At 45.6% G+C, this 20,401-nt stretch carries 18 protein-coding genes; all 18 read right to left on the minus strand.

Annotation, left to right across the window (positions count from 1 at the left end):
• Positions 1–75 precede the first annotated feature (75 nt).
• The 18 genes from creC to AAEU32_RS10795 all read right to left on the minus strand — a co-directional run bounded on the left by creC (position 76) and on the right by AAEU32_RS10795 (position 20,381).
• Positions 76–1,557, minus strand: a complete 1,482-nt coding sequence (gene creC, locus AAEU32_RS10710; protein ID WP_347391450.1) for a two-component system sensor histidine kinase CreC — start codon at positions 1,555–1,557, stop codon at positions 76–78.
• On the minus strand, positions 1,544–2,221 hold the full coding sequence (locus tag AAEU32_RS10715; protein ID WP_421970515.1) for a response regulator: 678 nt from the start codon (positions 2,219–2,221) through the stop codon (positions 1,544–1,546). Before AAEU32_RS10715 ends, creC begins: the two co-directional genes overlap by 14 nt.
• 68 nt (positions 2,222–2,289) lie before the next feature.
• Positions 2,290–3,492: an ATP-binding protein gene (locus tag AAEU32_RS10720; RefSeq protein ID WP_421970516.1), complete on the minus strand. Its 1,203-nt coding sequence runs from the start codon at positions 3,490–3,492 to the stop codon at positions 2,290–2,292.
• A 5-nt stretch (positions 3,493–3,497) separates the two neighbouring features.
• A complete protein-coding gene (locus AAEU32_RS10725) occupies positions 3,498–4,217 on the minus strand; it encodes a response regulator transcription factor (RefSeq protein ID WP_421970517.1) in 720 nt (239 codons plus the stop codon).
• Positions 4,217–4,609: a DUF3019 domain-containing protein gene (locus tag AAEU32_RS10730; RefSeq protein ID WP_421970518.1), complete on the minus strand. Its 393-nt coding sequence runs from the start codon at positions 4,607–4,609 to the stop codon at positions 4,217–4,219. The genes AAEU32_RS10725 and AAEU32_RS10730 overlap by 1 nt, the downstream gene beginning before the upstream one ends.
• Complete coding sequence (locus AAEU32_RS10735) at positions 4,609–5,484, minus strand: MipA/OmpV family protein (protein ID WP_421970519.1); 876 nt, start codon at positions 5,482–5,484, stop codon at positions 4,609–4,611. The genes AAEU32_RS10730 and AAEU32_RS10735 overlap by 1 nt, the downstream gene beginning before the upstream one ends.
• A gap of 192 nt (positions 5,485–5,676) precedes the next feature.
• A complete protein-coding gene (locus AAEU32_RS10740) occupies positions 5,677–10,602 on the minus strand; it encodes a S8 family serine peptidase (protein ID WP_421970520.1) in 4,926 nt (1,641 codons plus the stop codon).
• Positions 10,603–10,808: 206 nt separating this feature from the next.
• Positions 10,809–12,170, minus strand: a complete 1,362-nt coding sequence (gene glmU, locus AAEU32_RS10745; RefSeq protein ID WP_421970521.1) for a bifunctional UDP-N-acetylglucosamine diphosphorylase/glucosamine-1-phosphate N-acetyltransferase GlmU — start codon at positions 12,168–12,170, stop codon at positions 10,809–10,811.
• Positions 12,171–12,401: 231 nt separating this feature from the next.
• Complete coding sequence (locus AAEU32_RS10750; RefSeq protein ID WP_421970522.1) at positions 12,402–12,824, minus strand: F0F1 ATP synthase subunit epsilon; 423 nt, start codon at positions 12,822–12,824, stop codon at positions 12,402–12,404.
• A gap of 13 nt (positions 12,825–12,837) precedes the next feature.
• The gene (atpD, locus tag AAEU32_RS10755) at positions 12,838–14,223 is read right to left on the minus strand and encodes a F0F1 ATP synthase subunit beta (RefSeq protein WP_421970523.1); all 1,386 of its coding nucleotides are present in this window, start codon (positions 14,221–14,223) and stop codon (positions 12,838–12,840) included.
• 33 nt (positions 14,224–14,256) lie between these two features.
• Positions 14,257–15,117 (minus strand): F0F1 ATP synthase subunit gamma, encoded by an 861-nt coding sequence (gene atpG / locus AAEU32_RS10760; protein WP_421970524.1) that lies wholly within the window; start codon positions 15,115–15,117, stop codon positions 14,257–14,259.
• Between the two features lie 56 nt (positions 15,118–15,173).
• Positions 15,174–16,715: a F0F1 ATP synthase subunit alpha gene (atpA, locus tag AAEU32_RS10765; RefSeq protein WP_421970525.1), complete on the minus strand. Its 1,542-nt coding sequence runs from the start codon at positions 16,713–16,715 to the stop codon at positions 15,174–15,176.
• Positions 16,716–16,729: 14 nt separating this feature from the next.
• Positions 16,730–17,263: a F0F1 ATP synthase subunit delta gene (atpH, locus tag AAEU32_RS10770; protein ID WP_421970526.1), complete on the minus strand. Its 534-nt coding sequence runs from the start codon at positions 17,261–17,263 to the stop codon at positions 16,730–16,732.
• Between the two features lie 15 nt (positions 17,264–17,278).
• Positions 17,279–17,749 (minus strand): F0F1 ATP synthase subunit B, encoded by a 471-nt coding sequence (gene atpF, locus AAEU32_RS10775; RefSeq protein WP_421970527.1) that lies wholly within the window; start codon positions 17,747–17,749, stop codon positions 17,279–17,281.
• A gap of 53 nt (positions 17,750–17,802) precedes the next feature.
• Complete coding sequence (gene atpE / locus AAEU32_RS10780; RefSeq protein WP_105201180.1) at positions 17,803–18,036, minus strand: F0F1 ATP synthase subunit C; 234 nt, start codon at positions 18,034–18,036, stop codon at positions 17,803–17,805.
• Positions 18,037–18,102: 66 nt separating this feature from the next.
• Positions 18,103–18,933, minus strand: coding sequence for a F0F1 ATP synthase subunit A (atpB, locus tag AAEU32_RS10785; protein WP_421970528.1), 831 nt, complete (start codon positions 18,931–18,933; stop codon positions 18,103–18,105).
• Positions 18,934–18,948: 15 nt separating this feature from the next.
• The gene (locus AAEU32_RS10790) at positions 18,949–19,329 is read right to left on the minus strand and encodes an ATP synthase subunit I (RefSeq protein ID WP_421970529.1); all 381 of its coding nucleotides are present in this window, start codon (positions 19,327–19,329) and stop codon (positions 18,949–18,951) included.
• Positions 19,330–19,469: 140 nt separating this feature from the next.
• Positions 19,470–20,381, minus strand: a complete 912-nt coding sequence (locus tag AAEU32_RS10795) for a ParB/RepB/Spo0J family partition protein (RefSeq protein ID WP_421970530.1) — start codon at positions 20,379–20,381, stop codon at positions 19,470–19,472.
• Between the last annotated feature and the right edge of the window lie 20 nt (positions 20,382–20,401).

The following is a 20,401-nucleotide window of genomic DNA, read 5'->3' on the forward strand; positions in this document are numbered from 1 at the left end:
TTTAACTCCATGTGATGATATAGGCATAAGCCTATTCCTCTAATTTGGAGTTCAGGTGTAGGGTGTGTGGAGACTTTATGGAGTTTTAAAAATAAGCGTTACACACACGCCGTCTGGGGTATTTTCTATATGTAGCTGCCCATGATGTAGCTGCATGATCTGCTCTACAAATGTCAGCCCTAAGCCTGTACTTTTGTGGCCATCAGCTCTTGGCAGGGAGTAAAAGCGCTCTCGAACTTTATCAAGTGCGTAATCGGGTATGTGCGGGCCTTGGTTGCGCACCGCAACGCGTGTTTCATGCAGCTCTTGGGTAACAATTATCTGCACATCACCATCTGCGGCCACAAAGTCAAACGCGTTTTCTACTAGATTGTAGAGCGCTTGTTGGACTAAAAATGCATCGCCAAGCACATAACTGTGTTCATCGCAGTCAAGACTCAAGGACGCCCCTGTTCTGGTCACTCGCGCCAGCATGGAGTCACAAATTTGAGTGATCATAGGTGCCAGTAAGACCTGCTCGCGAGATTGCAGCTGTGGCTGTTTTTCCAGCCGCGCAAGTTGCAGCAAGTTGTCGATTAGATCCTGCATACGCTCGCTTTCTTTCTCAATATTACCCGCAAATAGGTGTAACTTTTGCTCTGATAATGGCGTTTGCAGTAACTCGCTCGCACCTTTAATTGCACTTAGCGGACTTTTGAGTTCATGAGTAAGGGTTTGCACATACTGCTCAACATAATTTTTACCATCAAGTTTGGCGCGCATATCCCCAAGCGCATCGCTCAGTTGGGCGTATTCATAAAAGATTCGAAATACCGGCTTTTTCGCTTTTTCTCCACGGCCCATTTTGGCTGCATAGTCAGCCAATTTTTCCAAGGCGCGATTAATCCGCCAAGCAATCAACGCCCCCAACAGCAAGGCCACCACACTCATCACTACCAGCCAAGTTAAAACTCGATATTTGGCATTGTCGATAAAGGGTTGCACGGAACGATTAGCTTTAGCCACAGTAACACTGCCGATGATGTTATCGCCGACTTTAATGGGGGCGGCTACATGCATCACGGTTGAATTGGGATCATCGGCTGATTGCGCGCTTGAGCGCGCGCCATATTCACCGCGTAATGTCAGGTACACATCGTTCCAGCGCGAAAAATCCGCGCCTACATCTTGTTGCCACGAGTCCACCAGCACAATACCGTCAGCGTCTGTAATATAAATTCGATGATTAATGCTGCTTTTGTCCATGCCCCAAATAGCGGCCTGCGGATCACGTTTACCAAAATGAACAAGCAGCTCTGAGAATTCACTGCTCGCTAAATTTCCTTGCTGCATATAAGGGGTTGCTAGTGTGGCCAGCAAGTTGGCCATATCAACCAAGGTTTCTTCGCTAACTTGACGCACTGTCGGTTTAATTTCTCGTATCACCGTGGAGCTGACCACATACGTCGTCAGGATCACCACCACCACATAAAGTAAAAACAGCCTGAATCCCAAGGGGATTTTTGGCCATTGAAATAGTTTATCGATGCGTGAGCCAGGTGAGTTATTTAGGCTCATAGAAATACCCAAAGCCACGTTTAGTGTGGATCACATCCGCTAAATCATGCGCCTTCAATTTCTGTCGAACCGCTTTGATATGAGAGTCGATATTGCGCTCATAATGTGTGCCATTAGCCATGTCACTCGCCTGCATTAGCTGCTCTCGACTAAAAACGTGTTTGGGGTGGCTAAATAGCTTATTGAGTAGCTTGTATTCAAGCGCGGTTAACTGCAATGCTTGCGTGCCAACAAAAAAGTCATATTGCTGCGGATGTAGGCCCATCTCTGTAACGTGTGCGGCGGGTGTGGACTGAGGTTGTACCTTGGCAATACGAAGCTTAATACGGGCCAATACTTCGCGGGGGCTGAATGGCTTGGTAACGTAATCATCAGCACCGATTTCTAAACCAACCACACGGTCAATTTCATCGTTTCTGGCACTGAGAAAGATTATCGGCACAGAGCTAAAGCTGCGGATCTGTTTGCAAAGCTCAAAGCCATTGCCATCAGGTAAACCAACATCTAACAACACCAAATCTGTATGCTGACTATGCAGCGCTGCTAAACCTTGCTGTGCCGTCGCACACCAACTTACGCTAAACCCGGCTTGTTCAATCACATGTATCAAGGTATCGGCGATGGTGCGCTCATCTTCAATCACTACGATGTGTTGGCTTGTCATTTTTGTGCTTTGTTCCCTGTGACGTTATCGAACTATAGTTACAGGCGCGGTCACTTTTAGCAAGTGAGCTAGAACACTATCCGCACGCAGGCGCCTTGCAAGGAGGCGCTTTTGTCTAAGTGAATATCGGCTTCATTCCATGCACATAGTTTGCTGATAATCGATAGTCCCAAGCCAACACCCGTTTGCTCACGCTTAGCTACCTGATGATTTTTAACAAAAGCATGTAATAATTTAGGACTCAATTTGTCGTTAAAGCCCGGGCCATCATCTTCTACCCGTAACTCGATCCCATGATCAGTGTGTTGTAAATGCACGTGAATTGTTGTTTTGGCAAAACGAATGGCATTGCTCATGAGGTTTTGCATGATTCTTAAGAAGCTGCGCCTATCCACTTCAATGGTATCGCAGTGACAATGAATCGCGATATCGATGTCATGATAGATTCGAAACTTATCACACGCTTGCTCAAGTAGCTCTCTGGCGTGATGCACACTTGGGCGAATAGCTGGCTGGCATTGGTTGAGCTCAGCGTAAGTTAAAAACTCCTCTACCAGCATTTCTAACTCTGTTATATCTTGTAGCACGCCGCTACTATCAAAACTCGACTCTCCCATATCGCGGTTAATTTCGAGCGCAAATTTAGCTCGGCTAATAGGGGTTAAGAAATCATGGGAAACGGCGTTAATGAGTTGGCGTTGGTAGTCATTTTGCTCTTTTAATGCCTGCGCCATGTCATCAAAAGCATCGCCAATACGCTTTATAGGGCTGATTTTGCCGAGTGCGGCTTGGGCTGAAAAGTCACCTTGTGAGATGGCTTTACTGGCTTGGCGTAAGCGGTTCAAATCGTGCAGCAATGGCCAACTTACGATCAGCACAGCCAGTGCAACGCTAAAATAAAATAGACCACTGACAATGCCTTGGTGGGCTTCGGGTTCAACACGCGGTAGGGGGCCGAGTACTTTTAGCTGTTGCGCCTGTAAGTAATAAAAGTAAACATCATTTTGCTCACTGAGCATGGCAACCACTTCGCCAGAGGCCAATTTTTGTTGTATTGGTTTATCGAAATGAATCTCTGTGGCTGCTTTGGTTTTAATCAGGTTGTCGAATTCACCGCTGCTATTATCATTGCTATTTAACAGCGATTTGGCGAACATCAGTTCAGCTTTGCTGGCGATAGGAGCGGTGTTTATCTGCTCATTAATGAGCCACGCACTCGCCCCCAAACACAATACTAGCGCACCAAATAAATACGCATAAACCTTCAGCACGTGTTTTAAACCCAGGCATCCGGAGAAAGAATGTAACCTTTACCCCACACGGTGATAATACGGCTTGGCTGCTCTTCTGCATCGCCTAATTTTTTGCGCAAACGGCTCACTCGACCATCAATAGTGCGGTTTTGGCCATCATATTTACGACCAATCGCAGCCTCGAAGAGATGCTCTCGGCTGACAACCTCACCGGCATTGAAAGCCAGCTTTTCAAGGAGATCAAACTCTCCAGTGGTCAAATCAAGACGGTCGCCATTGAGGCTGGCTTGGCGCTGATAGCGATTGATGACTAAATTACCAATGGTCAATGTTTGTGATTGCGCCGCATTTTTAGCGCATGATTTTAATTCATTGCGACGTAAACAATGGTTAATGCGCGCCAACAAAATAGAAGGCGAAATTGGCTTGGTAAGGTAATCTTCAGCGCCCAGTTCTAAGGCATGAATATGATCTATATGACTTTGACGCGCAGTTAGAAAGATAACAGGTACTGAGGCATGTTGGCGCTGCAATTCTTCAAACACCTTAAAACCGTCAGTTTCTGGTAAACCAATGTCCATGAGCACCAAGTCATAGCGCTTTTTAAGCATTTCAAATGTGGCGATATGCGGCGAATCAATATGACACACATTAAAACCATTGGTGGTCAAAAAGGTGCTGATTAGTTCTGCAAGTTTTAGATCGTCTTCGACGTAGAGAATCGATTTTTGTTGTTTGTTCATTAGAAAATACTCCATGCAACCTTACGACGCTTTTGGCTTAAAGTATGCTTTTTTACTTTTACCTTTACCTGCGCCACTCGTGCTTTGTTTTGCGCTTTAACCAAATAAATCAAAATATCTTCCGACGCTTCGATAGGCAGTTTATAGCTGTGAGCACGATTGGGGATGTCGCAAATGAAGCGCTGATTGGGCGCATTGATCTCGAGACAATAAGATGTATCAGCATCTCCTTGCCAGTAGAGTTCCAACGTCACCTCACAGCTGTCTGCTGCAGTAATGCAACTTTGCGGTTGGGCTTTGATGAAGTTATTGGCATAAGCATAAGTATTTGCTGATTGCACTAAAAGCAAACTTACAAATAACATGCTGTTTAACCCTGCCAATCTACTCATCAGAAGCTCCAAGCCACCCCAGCGTAGTAAGACAATAAATGGCGGTCTGCAACTAACGGACTGTCGCCAATTTCACTATCAAGGCGCTGCCATTTCAGATCTGATATGACGCGCCACTGTTCATTAATTTGGTACTGATATGTAATTTGCATGCTTGCGTTAAATGCATGCTTTGGTTGATAGATAGAAAAGCCAACCGACGCCTCATCTCGGTGGCTACCATAGTAATAACGCGTGAGTTCATTACTTTGGTATTGCATCTGGGCACTAAGAACAAATAAATGTTCCCTTATTGAATACAGTTTAGACAAAGAAATGTTTCCTTGCTGGCCACTGTAGTAATTTGTTAGCTCACTGAAGAATCCAGCACTGACTCGCCAACTATGCCAATCAAATAAATATTGCATACCACCCATAACAGAAATCTTACGATCGGGGATTTGCGTCATATCGCCAACGCGCTTTGACCTTTTTACCGTGTTGCTGCTATTGCCAGTGTAGCCGCCGGGTCTAGGGGAGTTAGGTGGCTTCGCCGTAGTTAAAGAAGAAATAAATGAGCTTGTTGCTAAATCATCAATAAAGTACAAACCATCTCGGTTCATTTTGGTAACAACAGATACTTGATGATGCTCTGAAGTGTACGGCGTCCAAGACAACTCAAAGTTGGTAAATGCGAAGTCGCCGTAAAATAATTCGATTTGAGGAATGATGTATAAGGGAATGTCCTCAGACTGCGCTAGAGGATTGTCCAACTTTCCGTAGCCCGCACCAAGCCCCAGCTGCCATCCTGAACTAACAGAATAAGCATCTTCCTCAGTGGCTAAGGTGATGGCACTAAACAGTGCAACTACCAATAAAAGTGTTACTCTAAACACCGTATGACAGACTCTCTTTACGGATAATATCCCTTGTTTATGGGGCAAGAGAATCGCTCGAAGGCCCATTTCAGTCAATTCTATTGATGTACACTTTTGTAACAATTTGGACACCCTGTTAATGATATATACACAAGAGAGAGAGAAAAAAGCCAACTGATTCAGTTGGCTTTATCTCTAGTTAGGGAGTGATTACGCCTGTACTTTTCTGCGAACTACCGCAAAAGGAAGCAGCATCAGTAACATCCACGCAAGCGAACCACTTGATGATTTCGCAGTGTCTTCTGGAGTTACTTGTACTGGGTATGTACAGCTACCGTCGTCGGTATTCGCCGATGCGTCGTAGTTAGTTGCAGCAGGGTCTGTACAGCCTAACTCTTCGCCGTCTGACTCAACCATCAGCATGAAGGTCGTAGATGACATATCAGTGTTGTTCACGCTGTCGTGAACACTCACAGTCACCGCCGTTTCACCATGGAAGTGAGCTGTTGGCGTAAGCGTTACTGTTGAACCAGACTCATGACCACTGATTTCACTAGTGAAGTTGTCACCTGTTACTGTGATCACATTGCTAACGCTGTTTTCATCTGCGTAGACAACATCGAATGAAATTGACTCATTCTCTGCAACTGTCATGTCACCTAGCTCAACCACAGTTAAGTTACCGTGTACTTCTAGGTCAACACTCAAGCGCTCTGTCTCTGAACCTTCAAGGCCATTGTTCAAGTAAAGAGTGTGTACTTGATTTGCAGCCTTTTCAGATACGTATGCATCGAAGCTTACAGAGAATTTAGAGATTTCAGGACCAGTGTAATCCATACATACAACCAAACCGTCTTCAACAATCTCATCCATGTTGTTATAGCCAACACTGTCACCAAGGTTTACATCCATCGGGATATCACCTTGGATAAAGATACGACCATCCGCAGCTTTGAAGCCTATAGAGCCTTGCTCATCAACAAGATTTACATTGTCGTAAGCGAATAGCATCTCATATTGACCAGGCTCATAGTTGATACCCATACGCATGAACATTTCAAAGTCAACGCTTTGACCTGCAACGCGAGAACGCTCAACGTTATCCCACTCAAGTACTAACCACTCACGAGAATATGTGTAAGTTGGTGTAATACCCGCGTTTGGATCGCCAGGTACACGTGAACTTGCATCGACACGTTGTGGAATAGTGTTATCACCTACCCAGAACGGTGCAATCATGTATGGCGGTGGTGGTGGGAAGCTCGCTGCACGCGGGAACTCAACGTGGAACGGCGTAGTACGACCTTGTGTACCAAAGGTAACCAAACCAGCAGGGTTTAGTTTGATTGAATCAAAGTGGTACTTGTTAAAGAATGGGAATGAGATATCCATATCCGTATTCATTAACTCTTTGAATGTGTAGTGGAATTCGTTGTAATAACGGCCTTCTACACCTTCAAGCGTACGCCAACCCAAATCACGTAAGTTCAAGTAATCAGGCACTGGCGAGTTAGCTGATGTCAATGAACAACTTTGATCTGTCACATTGGTTGAAACAATGTAGTTACGCTCAACATCTTTGGTTGTTTCTTGCACGCCAACTACTGACAGAACGTTATCCACTACTTCAGGCGTTGCTGGTGTAGAGGCTGTCGTTGTGATGCTGTCAGCAATAATTTGAATCCCCTCAGGGAAGTCAGTTGTCAGAGCAAAATTACGCGCTTCGTTTTCATTGTTCGCAATAACATCAACTGTAAAGCTTACACGGTCACCCGCACTTGCTTTGTTCTTGTCGATGCTGAATGAAACGTCATCATCCACTTGGCTGATGATCACAGGCACGTAACCTAGATTGCCCGCGTCAGTCGCGTTTGAACCAAGATCAAAACCACCGAAGTAGATATCACCGATTTCCATTTCAGGCAGGTTATATGCAAGGTTAAGGTTATATTCTTCGTAACCTGCAACTTGCTGATGCTCTGCAGTAACCGTTAGGCCACCTTCATCATTCATTACCACACCGGTCGCAAAACTGACATCGCGCCCCATGTCTTCTTCACCATAACTCAGGTAGGCAACGCTCATTACCACAGTGAAGTATTCACCCGCGTTAGGCTCAACAATGTTACAGAAGTTTGAGATATCGTAGTTGGTCGACATACACAAGACTTCATCCATGCTTGGCAAGCCGTCTTCGTTAATATCTTGACCCATAAACACGAGTACGCGCTTAACAGGCTCTTCACCAAGAATACTCGCGCTGTACATCTTCGCGCCTTCAGGAACGGTCGTCCATTCAACGTGGTTGATGTTTACCATTTCGCCATCTTCTTCGTGCAGGTCAAATGGATCCGCACCCGTTGTATCAGTGAACAACTTCACTGTTTTTTCGGTGCCTTTGACCATACCAAAGCTGCGAGAAGTGAAATCGGTTACTTCTGCTGTATTGAATGGGCCAACTTCTAGTTCGGCAGATGTACGGTGTGCATCGATGCGCACGTAGTCTGGTAAACCGCGCTCTCCAGCGAAGGTCCATACTGGTAACTCAAGTACTGGTGAGTTGCTGTTACTTGAAACCAATGTTACCTGGCCTTGATTGCCTGTGAAGTCACGGAATTCAACTGCACCTGAATTGTGCTTGCTCGTTGCAGTAATCACAACTTGCTGAGTTTCACCGGCTTTAATATCGAACTGTGCAGGCTCTGCTGTTAGTTCAAAGTTACCAATCCACTCTTCTGTGTGTACTGTCCAACTCGCATCTTCAGTAGCAGTAAATTCACGCACGAAAGTACATGTTTGCGCACAAGTATTGTCTACTGCATAAGCCGTATTCAAGTCTTTAGTGCGGCCACCTTGATTCGGGTTGGCATCTGCCATATCAGCAATAGGTTGATGTAGAGTCAGACCCGCTTTATCAGCAAGTTCAACACGCATACGACCCGCACCCATATCTTGCAACCCAGATAAGAAGCCTTCGTCTTCGTAGTTGTTAAAGTAACGTGCATTACTTAACTCATTACCCGCAGTAAGCATCATCGCAGACTGAATTTGCGAGATTGACCACTCAGGGTGAGACTGCTTCAACAACGCCGCAGCACCGGCAACGTGTGGGCTTGCCATTGACGTACCAGACAATGTCTGCCAATCCGATGAACGTGGATTATTGGTAAACGGCTGGTCGTCCGCGCTCGGAGCATAGATGTCCACACCAGGAGCAGCAATATCTACTAATAAAGTGTCTAGACCAAAGTAAGAAGGTCCACGGCCTGAGAACCAAGCAACACGTTCTTTATCTACAGACTCAATAACACTTGTAGCACCCGTAACTGTACCCATGTGGCTGTCGCCTGTGCTCAGCCAGTTCAGTAACTCTGTACCACTTTCATTGGTGATGTGAATTGCTGGTAATGGGTGAGGAATGACAGGTATTGAACTGTAATCTTGGAAGCTGAAACGGTTGTAGATAATCACACCTTCAGCGCCACCCGCAGCTACGTTTTCTGCCTTAAAATACAAAGGACGGCTACTACGGCGACACACAACAAGAACATCTTCTGCGCTTTCATCGATATCTGTAGTCGCAGGGTCATCTGCAAGATCGAATGTACCTGCAGGGAACGGTGCGTCACAATCAGCAATCGCATAGCTTGGCGCGTTAGGGTTCGCGAAATTCTGCGCATTGACAATTAAACCTGACACTTCATCAAACGTGAGTGAGTAGCCCTCAAAAGGACCTGGGGCTGCAGTATCGCCACCACTTAAGTTTTCTAACGACTTTTTACCGTATTTAACGATAGAAGAAGGCGTATGTGCTGCAACGGTTGTCACCCAAGGCGATGAGTGGTCTGCGGTTGTAAACTCAGGGCCTGAGTTGCCCGCAGCAGCAGCTACGAACACACCAGCATTAGCAGCATTGAAAAATGCTTGCTCGATCGGGTCAACCCATGGATCTTCCTCTAAGCCACCTAAAGAGGCATTAAGTACATCCACGTTATCGATAATAGATTGCTCAATAGCAGCAAGAATTGCTGTTGACGGACAGCCAGCGTACAGATCGCCACCGCCACCAGCCCAACACACTTGATATGCGATGATGTTAGCGTGCGGTGCCATGCCTGATACTTCTTCAAACACTAAGTCAGTTTCAAGGCCTGAAGACTGAGGCTGCGATTCTGAAAGTTTAAACGGGATGTCATAAAGGATGTTACCCGCTGCAGTTCCAGCAACGTGCGAGCCGTGGCCATTGTAATCTTCACCATAAGCTGGGCGTGACTCACCAAAGCGCGGATCGCTGAATGAGTCTGTAATTTCAGCGTAAGAGTAAATACCAACTAGCTTGTTGTTACACTTGTCTGAGAACTCAGCAGTCGCACAGTCACCTAAAAACTCTGTGCCGTATGGGTTTGTGTGAACATAACCGTCACCGCCAACTTCTGCAAATGATGGGTGATCGCTGTTGATACCGGTATCGATAACACCAACAACCATACCTTCACCCTTGTTGGTACCGCCGCCAAATGCATTAGCCCATAACTGCTTAGCACCTGTTTGTTCGATAGTATTAAAGGTAGATAATTCATACACTTTTGAACGCGTAATGCGCTTTACGCCAGGTACTTTAGCCAGGCGTGATGCTTCATCTTGCGTTAGCGTAGTGGTAAAAGCGTTGATAGCAACAGAGTAAGCTCGCTCAACATTCACACTCAGCCCCTGTAATACGCTGGCTTGGGCAACGAATGACTGACGCTGATTTTCAAGATATTGGCTGTAACCAACAAATTCTTGTTGCTGTAGGTTCAAAGGTGAACCCTGGTTAGCACTGGCCTGTGCAACGATTTGCTTGGTTGCAGCTAACCCTTGTACGCCACCTTCATAGGCTGAAATTGGTGCGTCTTCAAGCTCTACGATATAGGTGTGCTGTCCTGTAATGCCTTCTTCAGCACGGAAGATTTTTCCCTGCTTTTTAACGGTCTTAGCAACGTCGCCTGACCAATGATTCTGCTCAACAATAGGTTGAGGTGCATAGTCTGATGATGGTGTTGCCCACTGCGAACCTTGATCAACAGCAGTTGCAGCTGATGAACCTAGGTATAACGCAGAAGCCACCATAAAAGAGACTTTCTTCAAGTTAAACATAATTAACCTTCGGCTTTATTTTTTTATGTTACGAAGTTGTGAAATAACTTCCCCACGCCGATGATTGTGTTTAAACCTTGAGCATTCAATCAGACCCAAATATTTAGGACAAATTGATGCATTTTGCGACAGTTATGAAAACGAATTGATACAAAAAAGACCGCATTAAGCGGCCTCTTTAGGTACAAAACTCTATTATGTAAACGTTAGCTTTTCTTCACTGGGCGCTGCCAACCATCAAGGTTGCGCTGTTTGCCACGAGCAACCGCTAATTGATTGTCACCCACGTTTGTTGTAACCACAGAGCCGGCACCAATCGTTGCCGTGTGACCGATTTCAACAGGGGCAACAAGCGACGAGTTAGAACCAATAAAGCTATTATCGCCAATAATGGTTTGCGACTTATTCACACCATCATAGTTACAGGTGATCGTGCCTGCACCAATGTTTACCTTCTCACCGATTTGCGCATCGCCAAGATAGGTAAGATGATTGGCCTTTGAGCCTTTGCCTAAGCGTGACTTTTTCATCTCAACGAAGTTACCAATGTGCGAATCTTCTTCCATCACCGCACCTGGACGTAAGCGCGCATAAGGACCAAGCGTACACTTCGTTGCTACCGTTGCGTCTTCAACAATCGTGTTGGCTTTGATGACTACACCGTCACCAATTTTACAGTTTTTAAGCACACAGTTAGGGCCAATGATGACATCATCTCCGATCTCAACTGTGCCTTCGAAAATAACGTTCACATCAATTTGCACGTCTTGACCAGTGGTAACACTACCACGCACGTCAATACGGGCAGGATCAGCCAAACTCGCACCATTAATCATCAGCTCCTGAGCTTGCCATGCTTGGTATGCACGCTCTAACTGAGCAAGTTGTACGCGGTTATTTGCCCCTTCAACTTCCATTGGGTGCTCTGGCTGGCTAGAGCTAATTTCAACTCCCTCTGCGTGTGCCATAGCAACTATATCAGTAAGATAGTATTCACCCTGTGCATTATTGTTAGACAGGTTACCCAACCATTTCTTCAACAAGCCACCATTACAGGCCATGATACCGGTGTTAATTTCAGTGATAGCAAGCTGCTCTGCTGTAGCATCCTTTTGTTCTACGATGCCAACAAGCTTGCCATTTTCACGCAACATGCGGCCATAACCCGTTGGGTTTTCAAGATCTACAGTTAACACTGCAAGGCCATAATCTGGCGTTACTGACAGTAGCTTTTCAAGCGTAGATTTTTTAGTAAGAGGCACATCACCGTAGAGAATAAGCACGGTGTCATTGTCATTAATATGCTCTTTTGCCACGGCAACCGCGTGACCCGTACCGAGTTGCTCAGCTTGTAGCACCCAGTTAAGCTCATTGCCTGTAAGTTGCTGCTGCAGCATCTCACCACCGTGGCCATACACCAAATTAGTGGTATTGGCGCCGAGCGCTTTGGCATTATCAATGACATGCTGAACCATAGGCTTGCCCGCAATAGGGTGAAGCACTTTGGGAAGTTTTGAGCGCATACGGGTGCCTTTGCCCGCGGCCAAAATGACGGTGGTTAAATTCATTCTAATATCCTTTTTTCGCAATCTCTGACGTATGTCGTACAGTTCTGTTTTAAACGCGCACATCCTGTGTCGACGTTGAGTAATGCATTATGCGTTACTAACAGTGATTCTGTACCCATACGTACAATGTGCCAATATTGTAACTGCTTCACACTGAACATTGAACGAATAGGCATAAAAAAACCCACGCTGGTGGCGTGGGTTTTTGCAAACCTTTGAGGTTGATAGCGATTAGCTATTGCGCAATAGGCGGATAACGCGAAGTTGCGCAAGCGCTTCTTCAAGTTGCACAGCTGCTCTTTGGTAATCCAATTCGCCGCTTTGCGATTTATCCATTTGCTCTTGCGCTTCGCGCTTAGCTGCTTCTGCTGCTTGCTCGTCTAGCTCTTCAGCACGAACTGCAGTGTCTGCCAGCACGGTTACATTGTGAGGTTGAACCTCAAGTGTACCGCCTGCAACGTAGATGATTTCTTCACCACCTAGTTGCTTAACTAAACGCACCATACCAGGTTTCAGGGCAGTTAGTAGCGGCGCGTGACCTGGGTAAATACCCAATTCACCTTCACTACCTGTCACTTGAAGTGTTTCTACACGACCAGAAAATAGCATTTCTTCTGCGCTTACCACATCAAGATGTACGGTCATAGCTGCCATACTCCCCTCCTAATTACATGCTTTTAGCTTTTTCTTGCGCTTCTTCGATTGAGCCAACCATGTAGAACGCTTGCTCTGGCATGTCGTCGAACTCACCGTTTAGAATGCCTTTAAAGCCAGCAATGGTGTCTTTTAGTGATACGTATTTACCAGGTGCACCTGTGAATACCTCAGCTACGAAGAACGGCTGAGATAGGAAACGCTGGATCTTACGAGCACGTGATACCACTTGCTTATCTTCATCAGACAGCTCGTCCATACCTAGGATGGCGATGATGTCTTTCAGCTCTTTATAACGCTGTAGTACTGTCTGAACGCCACGCGCTGTGTCGTAGTGTTCTTGACCGATTACTAGCGGATCTAGCTGACGTGAAGTTGAATCAAGTGGGTCAACAGCAGGGTAGATACCTAGTGCTGCGATATCACGAGAAAGTACAACTGTCGCATCTAAGTGAGCGAACGTAGTCGCTGGTGATGGGTCAGTCAAGTCATCCGCAGGTACGTATACCGCTTGGATTGAAGTGATTGAGCCAGTCTTAGTAGATGCGATACGCTCCTGTAGTACACCCATCTCTTCTGCAAGAGTTGGCTGGTAACCTACCGCTGAAGGCATACGACCTAGTAGTGCTGATACCTCAGTACCTGCAAGCGTGTAACGATAGATGTTATCTACGAAGAAAAGAACGTCACGACCTTCGTCACGGAACTTCTCTGCCATAGTAAGACCAGTTAGAGCAACACGTAGACGGTTACCCGGTGGCTCGTTCATCTGACCGTATACAAGCGATACTTTATCAAGTACGTTTGAATCGTTCATTTCGTGATAGAAGTCGTTACCCTCACGAGTACGCTCACCAACACCTGCGAATACAGAGTAACCGCTGTGCTCGATTGCGATGTTACGGATAAGTTCCATCATGTTTACGGTTTTACCTACACCAGCACCACCGAATAGACCAACTTTACCACCCTTAGCGAATGGACATACAAGGTCGATTACTTTGATACCAGTCTCAAGTAGTTCTACCGAGCTTGACTGATCTTCGTACGAAGGTGCTTCGCGGTGAATTGACATACGCTCTTCTTCGCCGATTGGGCCAGCTTCGTCAATTGCTTCACCTAGTACGTTCATGATACGACCAAGAGTAGCTTTACCTACTGGAACCTTGATCGCTTCACCTGTGTTTTCTACTGCTGTACCACGACGTAGACCGTCAGTAGTACCAAGTGCGATACCACGTACCACACCGCCACCTAGCTGCTGCTGAACTTCTAAAGTCAGACCTGCTAAGTCGCCATCTGTTACTTTTAGTGCGTCATATACGGCTGGCACGTTTTCTTGTGGAAACTCGATGTCCACAACGGCGCCGATAATTTGGACGACCTTACCTAAACTCATGTCTATTCCTCTCGTTAATCTTTGCCCGAAGCATTAAACTGCTGCTGATCCGCCAACAATCTCACTGATTTCTTGTGTGATTGCGGCCTGACGAGCCTTGTTATAAACAAGCTGTAACTCATCCATCAGGTCGCCTGCATTATCTGTTGCGGCTTTCATCGCAACCATACGGGCAGCCTGCTCAGAGGCAGCATTTTCAACCACACCTTGGTATACCTGAGATTCCACAAAGCGAACCATTAATGTTTCCAAAAGTGCTTTTGGATCTGGCTCGTAAATGTAGTCCCAGCGGTGTGCTAGTTCTTCGCTTTCTGTTTTCGGCAAAGGCAACAATTGATCGATTGTTGGTTCTTGCTTCATGGTGTTTACAAATTTGTTGTAAACAACGAACAAGCGGTCTATTTTGCCTTCGTTGTATGCATCAAGCATAACCTTTACAGGACCAATTACGTCCTGTACTGAAGGCGCATCGCCTAGACCCGATTTTTTGGCCTGTAGCGAGCCACCAAAACGTTGGAAGAAGCTGGCAGCTTTGCTACCTAGTACAGCGAAATCCGCAGATACGCCTTTTTCTTTCCACGCTTTAACGTCTATAGCTACTTTCTTAAACTCGTTAGAGTTCAAGCCACCACATAAACCACGGTCGGTAGAGATGACGATATAACCAACGCGCTTGACCTCTCGCTCTTCCAAATAGGCATGGCGATATTCGAGGCTAGCATTAGCAACATGACCGATCACTTTGCGTAAGTTTTCAGCGTATGGACGGCTTGAAGCCACACGATCTTGCGCCTTCTTCATTTTTGAAGCGGCAACCATTTCCATCGCGCTAGTGATCTTTTGAGTATTCTTGATACTCCCGATCTTGCTTTTTATCTCTTTTCCGCTGGCCATGACTCTTTCTCCGAATCTGGGTGAGTTTTAAATTAAAACTCACCGTTCATAACTAATTACCAAGTTTGCGTAGACTTGAACTTCTCAAGAAGTTCTTTTAGCTGCGCTTCGATCTCGGCGTTGTAGTTACCAGTTTCATTGATTTGAGCCATTAGCTCTGCGTATGTGCTGTTTGCGTATGAGATAAGAGCGGCTTCGAAATCACCGATTTTCGCGATTTCGATGTCTTTTAGGTAGCCCTTTTCTGCTGCAAATAGCGACAGAGACATTTCCGCAACAGACATTGGTGCGTACTGTTTCTGCTTCATTAGCTCTGTTACGCGCTCACCGTGCTCAAGCTGTGCACGAGTTGCATCGTCAAGGTCAGAAGCGAACTGAGAGAACGCTGCTAGTTCACGGTACTGAGCTAGCGCTAGACGGATACCACCACCTAGTTTCTTAACGATTTTAGTTTGCGCTGCACCACCTACACGAGATACCGAGATACCAGCGTTAACCGCTGGACGGATACCCGCGTTGAACAAGTCAGTTTCTAAGAAGATCTGACCGTCGGTGATAGAGATAACGTTTGTAGGTACGAACGCAGAAACGTCACCACCTTGAGTTTCAATGATTGGCAATGCCGTCAATGAACCTGTCTTACCTTTCACTTCACCATTAGTGAACTTCTCTACGTAATCAGCGTTTACACGTGATGCACGCTCTAGAAGACGTGAGTGAAGGTAGAATACGTCACCTGGGTATGCTTCACGACCTGGTGGACGCTTAAGTAGTAGTGAGATCTGACGGTAAGCAACAGCTTGCTTAGATAGATCATCATATACGATTAGTGCGTCTTCACCGCGGTCACGGAAGTATTCACCCATAGTACAACCAGCGAATGGCGCTAGGTATTGTAGCGCTGCTGATTCAGAAGCAGATGCAACAACAACAATCGTGTTCTCTAGTGCACCGTGCTCTTCTAGTTTACGTACTACGTTAGCGATAGTAGATGCTTTTTGACCAACCGCTACGTACACACACTTAACGCCTGTGCCTTTTTGGTTGATGATAGCATCGATAGCTAGTGCAGTTTTACCAGTCTGACGGTCACCGATTACAAGCTCACGCTGACCACGACCAACTGGAATCATCGCATCGATAGACTTATAACCAGTTTGAACTGGCTCATCTACTGATTGACGCTCGATTACGCCTGGAGCGATTTTTTCAACTGGTTCGAAACCGTCGTTATCTAGAGCGCCTTTACCATCGATAGGTGCACCTAGTGTGTTAACAACACGACCAAGTAGACCACGACCAACAGGTACTTCAAGGATACGACCAGTAGATTGTACTTTTACGCCTTCTTTAAGGTCTGCGTATGGACCCATTACTACTGCACCTACTGAGTCACGCTCAAGGTTTAGTGCGATAGCATAACGGTTGCCAGGAAGCTCAATCATCTCACCTTGCATACAGTCAGCAAGACCGTGGATGCGGATGATACCGTCAGTAACAGATACGATAGTACCTTCGTTACGAGCTTCACTTACAACTTCGAACTGCTCAATACGTTTTTTGATCAGATCAGAAATTTCAGTGGAATTAAGTTGCATGCTCTTCTTCCCAATTACGATTGTAGTGTAGTGGCCAGTCGGCTCAGTTTGCCGCTGATAGTGCCATCGATTACGGTGTCGCCGGCTTTAATTACCAAACCACCAACAACAGTGTTATCAACACTACAATTCAGCTTAACTTTGCGTGCGAAACGTTTTTCTAGTGCCGCGGCTAATTTCTCTTGCTGCGTAGCAGCAAGCTCGGTTGCAGAAACAACGTCAACGTCGATTTCTTTGTCATAATCCGCTTTTAATTCAGCGAATAATTGTGCAACCGCCGGTAGGGCGACTAAACGTCCATTTTCGGCCATTACCTTTACTAGGTTCTGGCCATATTCGTTGAGTTGCTCCGCGCAAATCTGAATCATTGTTTCAGCTTGCTTGTCAGCAGAGGCGCTGCTCGCTAGGAACTGAGCAACTTGTTCATGTTTCGCTACTTCACCAGCGAAAATCAACATCTCGTTCCATGCGTCAACCGCACCTTTATCAACGGCAAATTCAAAAGCCGCTTTAGCGTATGGGCGAGCGATAGTAGTCAGTTCAGACATGCTCATACCCTCCTATTAAAGCTCGGCAACAAGTTTTTCAACTATGTCGCTGTGCGCGGCTTCATTGATTTCGCGCTCTAAGATCTTCTCAGCACCGATAACCGCTAGAGAAGCAACTTGCTTACGCAATTCTTCTTTTGCACGGTTACGCTCAGCTTCAATTTCTGAGTGACCTTGAGCAATGATTTTTTCACGCTCTTCGTGACCACGAGTTGTCTCTTCGTCAACGATTTGCGTCGCACGCTTTTTAGCTTGCTCGATGATTTCAGCAGCTTCTGCTTTAGCTTCTTTAAGTTGCTCGGTTGCTTTTTTACGAGCAAGCTCAAGATCTTTTTCAGCTTTATCAGAGGCAGCTAAACCATCTTCGATTTTCTTTTGGCGAGCTTCGATTGCACCGTTTAGTGGTGGCCACACGAACTTCATGCAGAACCATACGAAAACGATGAAAGCGATTAATTCACCAATTAGAGTGGCGTTTAAACTCACGTCCGCTCCTCCTTACAAGTCAATTTATGTTCGCGTTAAATGTCTTTCTAAAATTAAGCAGCGAACAATAGGTATAGACCGATACCTACACCGATCATCGCGATAGCATCGATAAGACCAGCTACGATGAACATTTTAACTTGTAGTTGAGGTGCAAGCTCAGGTTGACGAGCAGCTGACTCTAGGAATTTACCACCTAGGTTACCGAAACCGATAGCAGTACCAAGGGCACCAAAACCGATAAGTAGGGCAACAGCGATATATTTAAGGCCTAGTACGATTTCCATTATTGTCTCCAATATATTTGTAAATGATTAAAGTTAAAGTTAAAAAATCTTTTTTTGAGCCGGTTCTTAATGGTTGTCTTCAGACGCCATGCTCAGGTATACAATTGTTAGCATCATGAAAATGAATGCTTGCAACACGATTACCAGGATGTGGAATACTGCCCATACAAAATGCAGAGGTAACTGGAACAAGCCAATTGCTGCAATTAGGATGAAGATCAGTTCACCAGCATAAAGGTTACCGAATAGACGTAAGCCCAATGAAACCGGTTTCGCAATCAGAGTTACGAACTCTAGAACGAAGTTGACCGGAATAAATAGAGCTTGAACAACCATGTTTTTAGAGCTGAATGGGTGAAGCGTTAGCTCCTTGATAAAGCCCATTAAACCCTTAACACGAATCGAGTAGAAGATAATAAGCATGAACACACCGATACCTAGCGCTAGCGTCAGGTTAAGGTCAGTGGTTGGTACTACCTTCATGTAAACATCGTGAGAACTTTCAACAGCACCTGATAGTACGCCGATTTGACCTGCAAGCGTAGGAAGGAAATCAACAGGGATCAAGTCCATTAAGTTCATAAGGAAAACCCAAACGAAAATCGTTAGAGCTAGAGGAGCGATTAGTCGACTTTTACCGTGGAAGGTGTCTTTCACGTTTTGATCAACGAATTCTACGACCATCTCGATAAAGCACTGAAACTTTCCAGGAACGCCAAGCGTTGCTTTATTAGCAGCGCGCTTAAAGATCCATAAGAAAATCAGTCCTAGACCGATAGACCATGCGAGGGTGTCTACATTCAGCTTCCAAAACCAACCATCGCCAATACTGACTTGACCGTTAGTTAAATGGTGCTGGATGTAACCCGTTAAGGTAAGTTCTTCACCTGCAGCCATGTTTTATCCCAAAAGTTAATGATTAAAAAAAATCGGCGCCAACCATTGTACGAACGTCACTAATATAAAACTCACAAAAAAAGGTAATGCGATTACCGGATAAAGCTTAAATATTAGTGCGAACAAAAAAATCGTTAGCAAAAATTTTAATCCGTTGCCTCTTTTAAACGAGGCATACACTTGTTTGGCTTTACTTGCGCCGACATATCGAAACGCATAAAAAGCAAACAAAAAATTGGGGAGTACCGCCACCAGTCCACCAGCAAGCGCTGATAACGCGGCATCTACTTCCCAACCAACTAAAACTATTACTGCAACTACTAGTGCTACTCCACCCTGAAAAAGAACGCCTTTTAGTGCGGCGCGGCGATACGGGCCTGCTAACTTCTGCGTCACTTTTCATTAACCTTAATAACGTTAATTTTTACTAGGGTGCTAAAACTGGCGAAATTATACTTATTTCTAGCCATTTTGCAACTTGAGTGAGATGAAATAAGGGCAATTTCACCCCCGATAATACGGGGGCGGAAAGGGATTTAAGACGACTGATTTAACTGTGGGTCGATACGCTCAAGAATACCTTCAAGCTCGTCTAAATTTGTATAAGAAATCACCAACTTACCTTTACCCTTCTGGTTATAGTTGATTTCTACCTTAGCGCCTAAGTTATCTTGGAGCTTTTGCTCTAACTGTTTGACGTCAGGGTCTTTTTCTTTCTTTTGTGGCTGTTCTGCTGGCTCTAGGATAGAACGCACTAACTTTTCCGTTTCACGTACGGTCAAAGCCTTGGCAACCGCAGTTCGTGCTGCTTCCGATTGCAATTCACCTGACAGCGCAAGTAGACAACGCGCATGACCCATTTCGATATCACCATGTTCTAACATGATTTTTACATCGTCATTGAGGTTGTTCAGACGCAATAAGTTCGTTACGGTCGTACGTGACTTACCAACGGCATCAGCTACTTGCTGGTGAGTAAGTGCGAACTCTTCAATTAAGCGCTCCAGCGCAATGGCTTCTTCCATTGCGTTAAGATCTTCACGTTGGATATTCTCAATAAGCGCAATGGCCACCGCAGCTTCATCAGGAACGTCTTTGATTAAGCAGGGTACAACATCTAATTTAGCTAATTGCGCTGCGCGCCAACGGCGTTCACCCGCGATAATTTCATATTTATTTTCGTCAACTTGACGTACCACGATAGGTTGAATAATGCCTTGCGCACGGATTGAACTGGCGAGCTCTTCCAATGCATCTTCAGACATGTCTTTACGTGGCTGGTATTTACCTGGTTGTAAAAACTCAATAGGTAGCTTTTGTAACTCGCCTTTTACAGCGGTTTCACTGGGTCCATCTTCGCTGATTTGAGCAGATGATTGCGCAGCAGGCTTGGATGACGTGAGTAGGGCATCAAGGCCCCTTCCTAATCCACGTTTTTTAGCAGACATTGATTTGCTTACCTCTAAGA

The organism is Pseudoalteromonas maris, assembly GCF_049257235.1.
Taxonomy (GTDB): domain Bacteria; phylum Pseudomonadota; class Gammaproteobacteria; order Enterobacterales; family Alteromonadaceae; genus Pseudoalteromonas.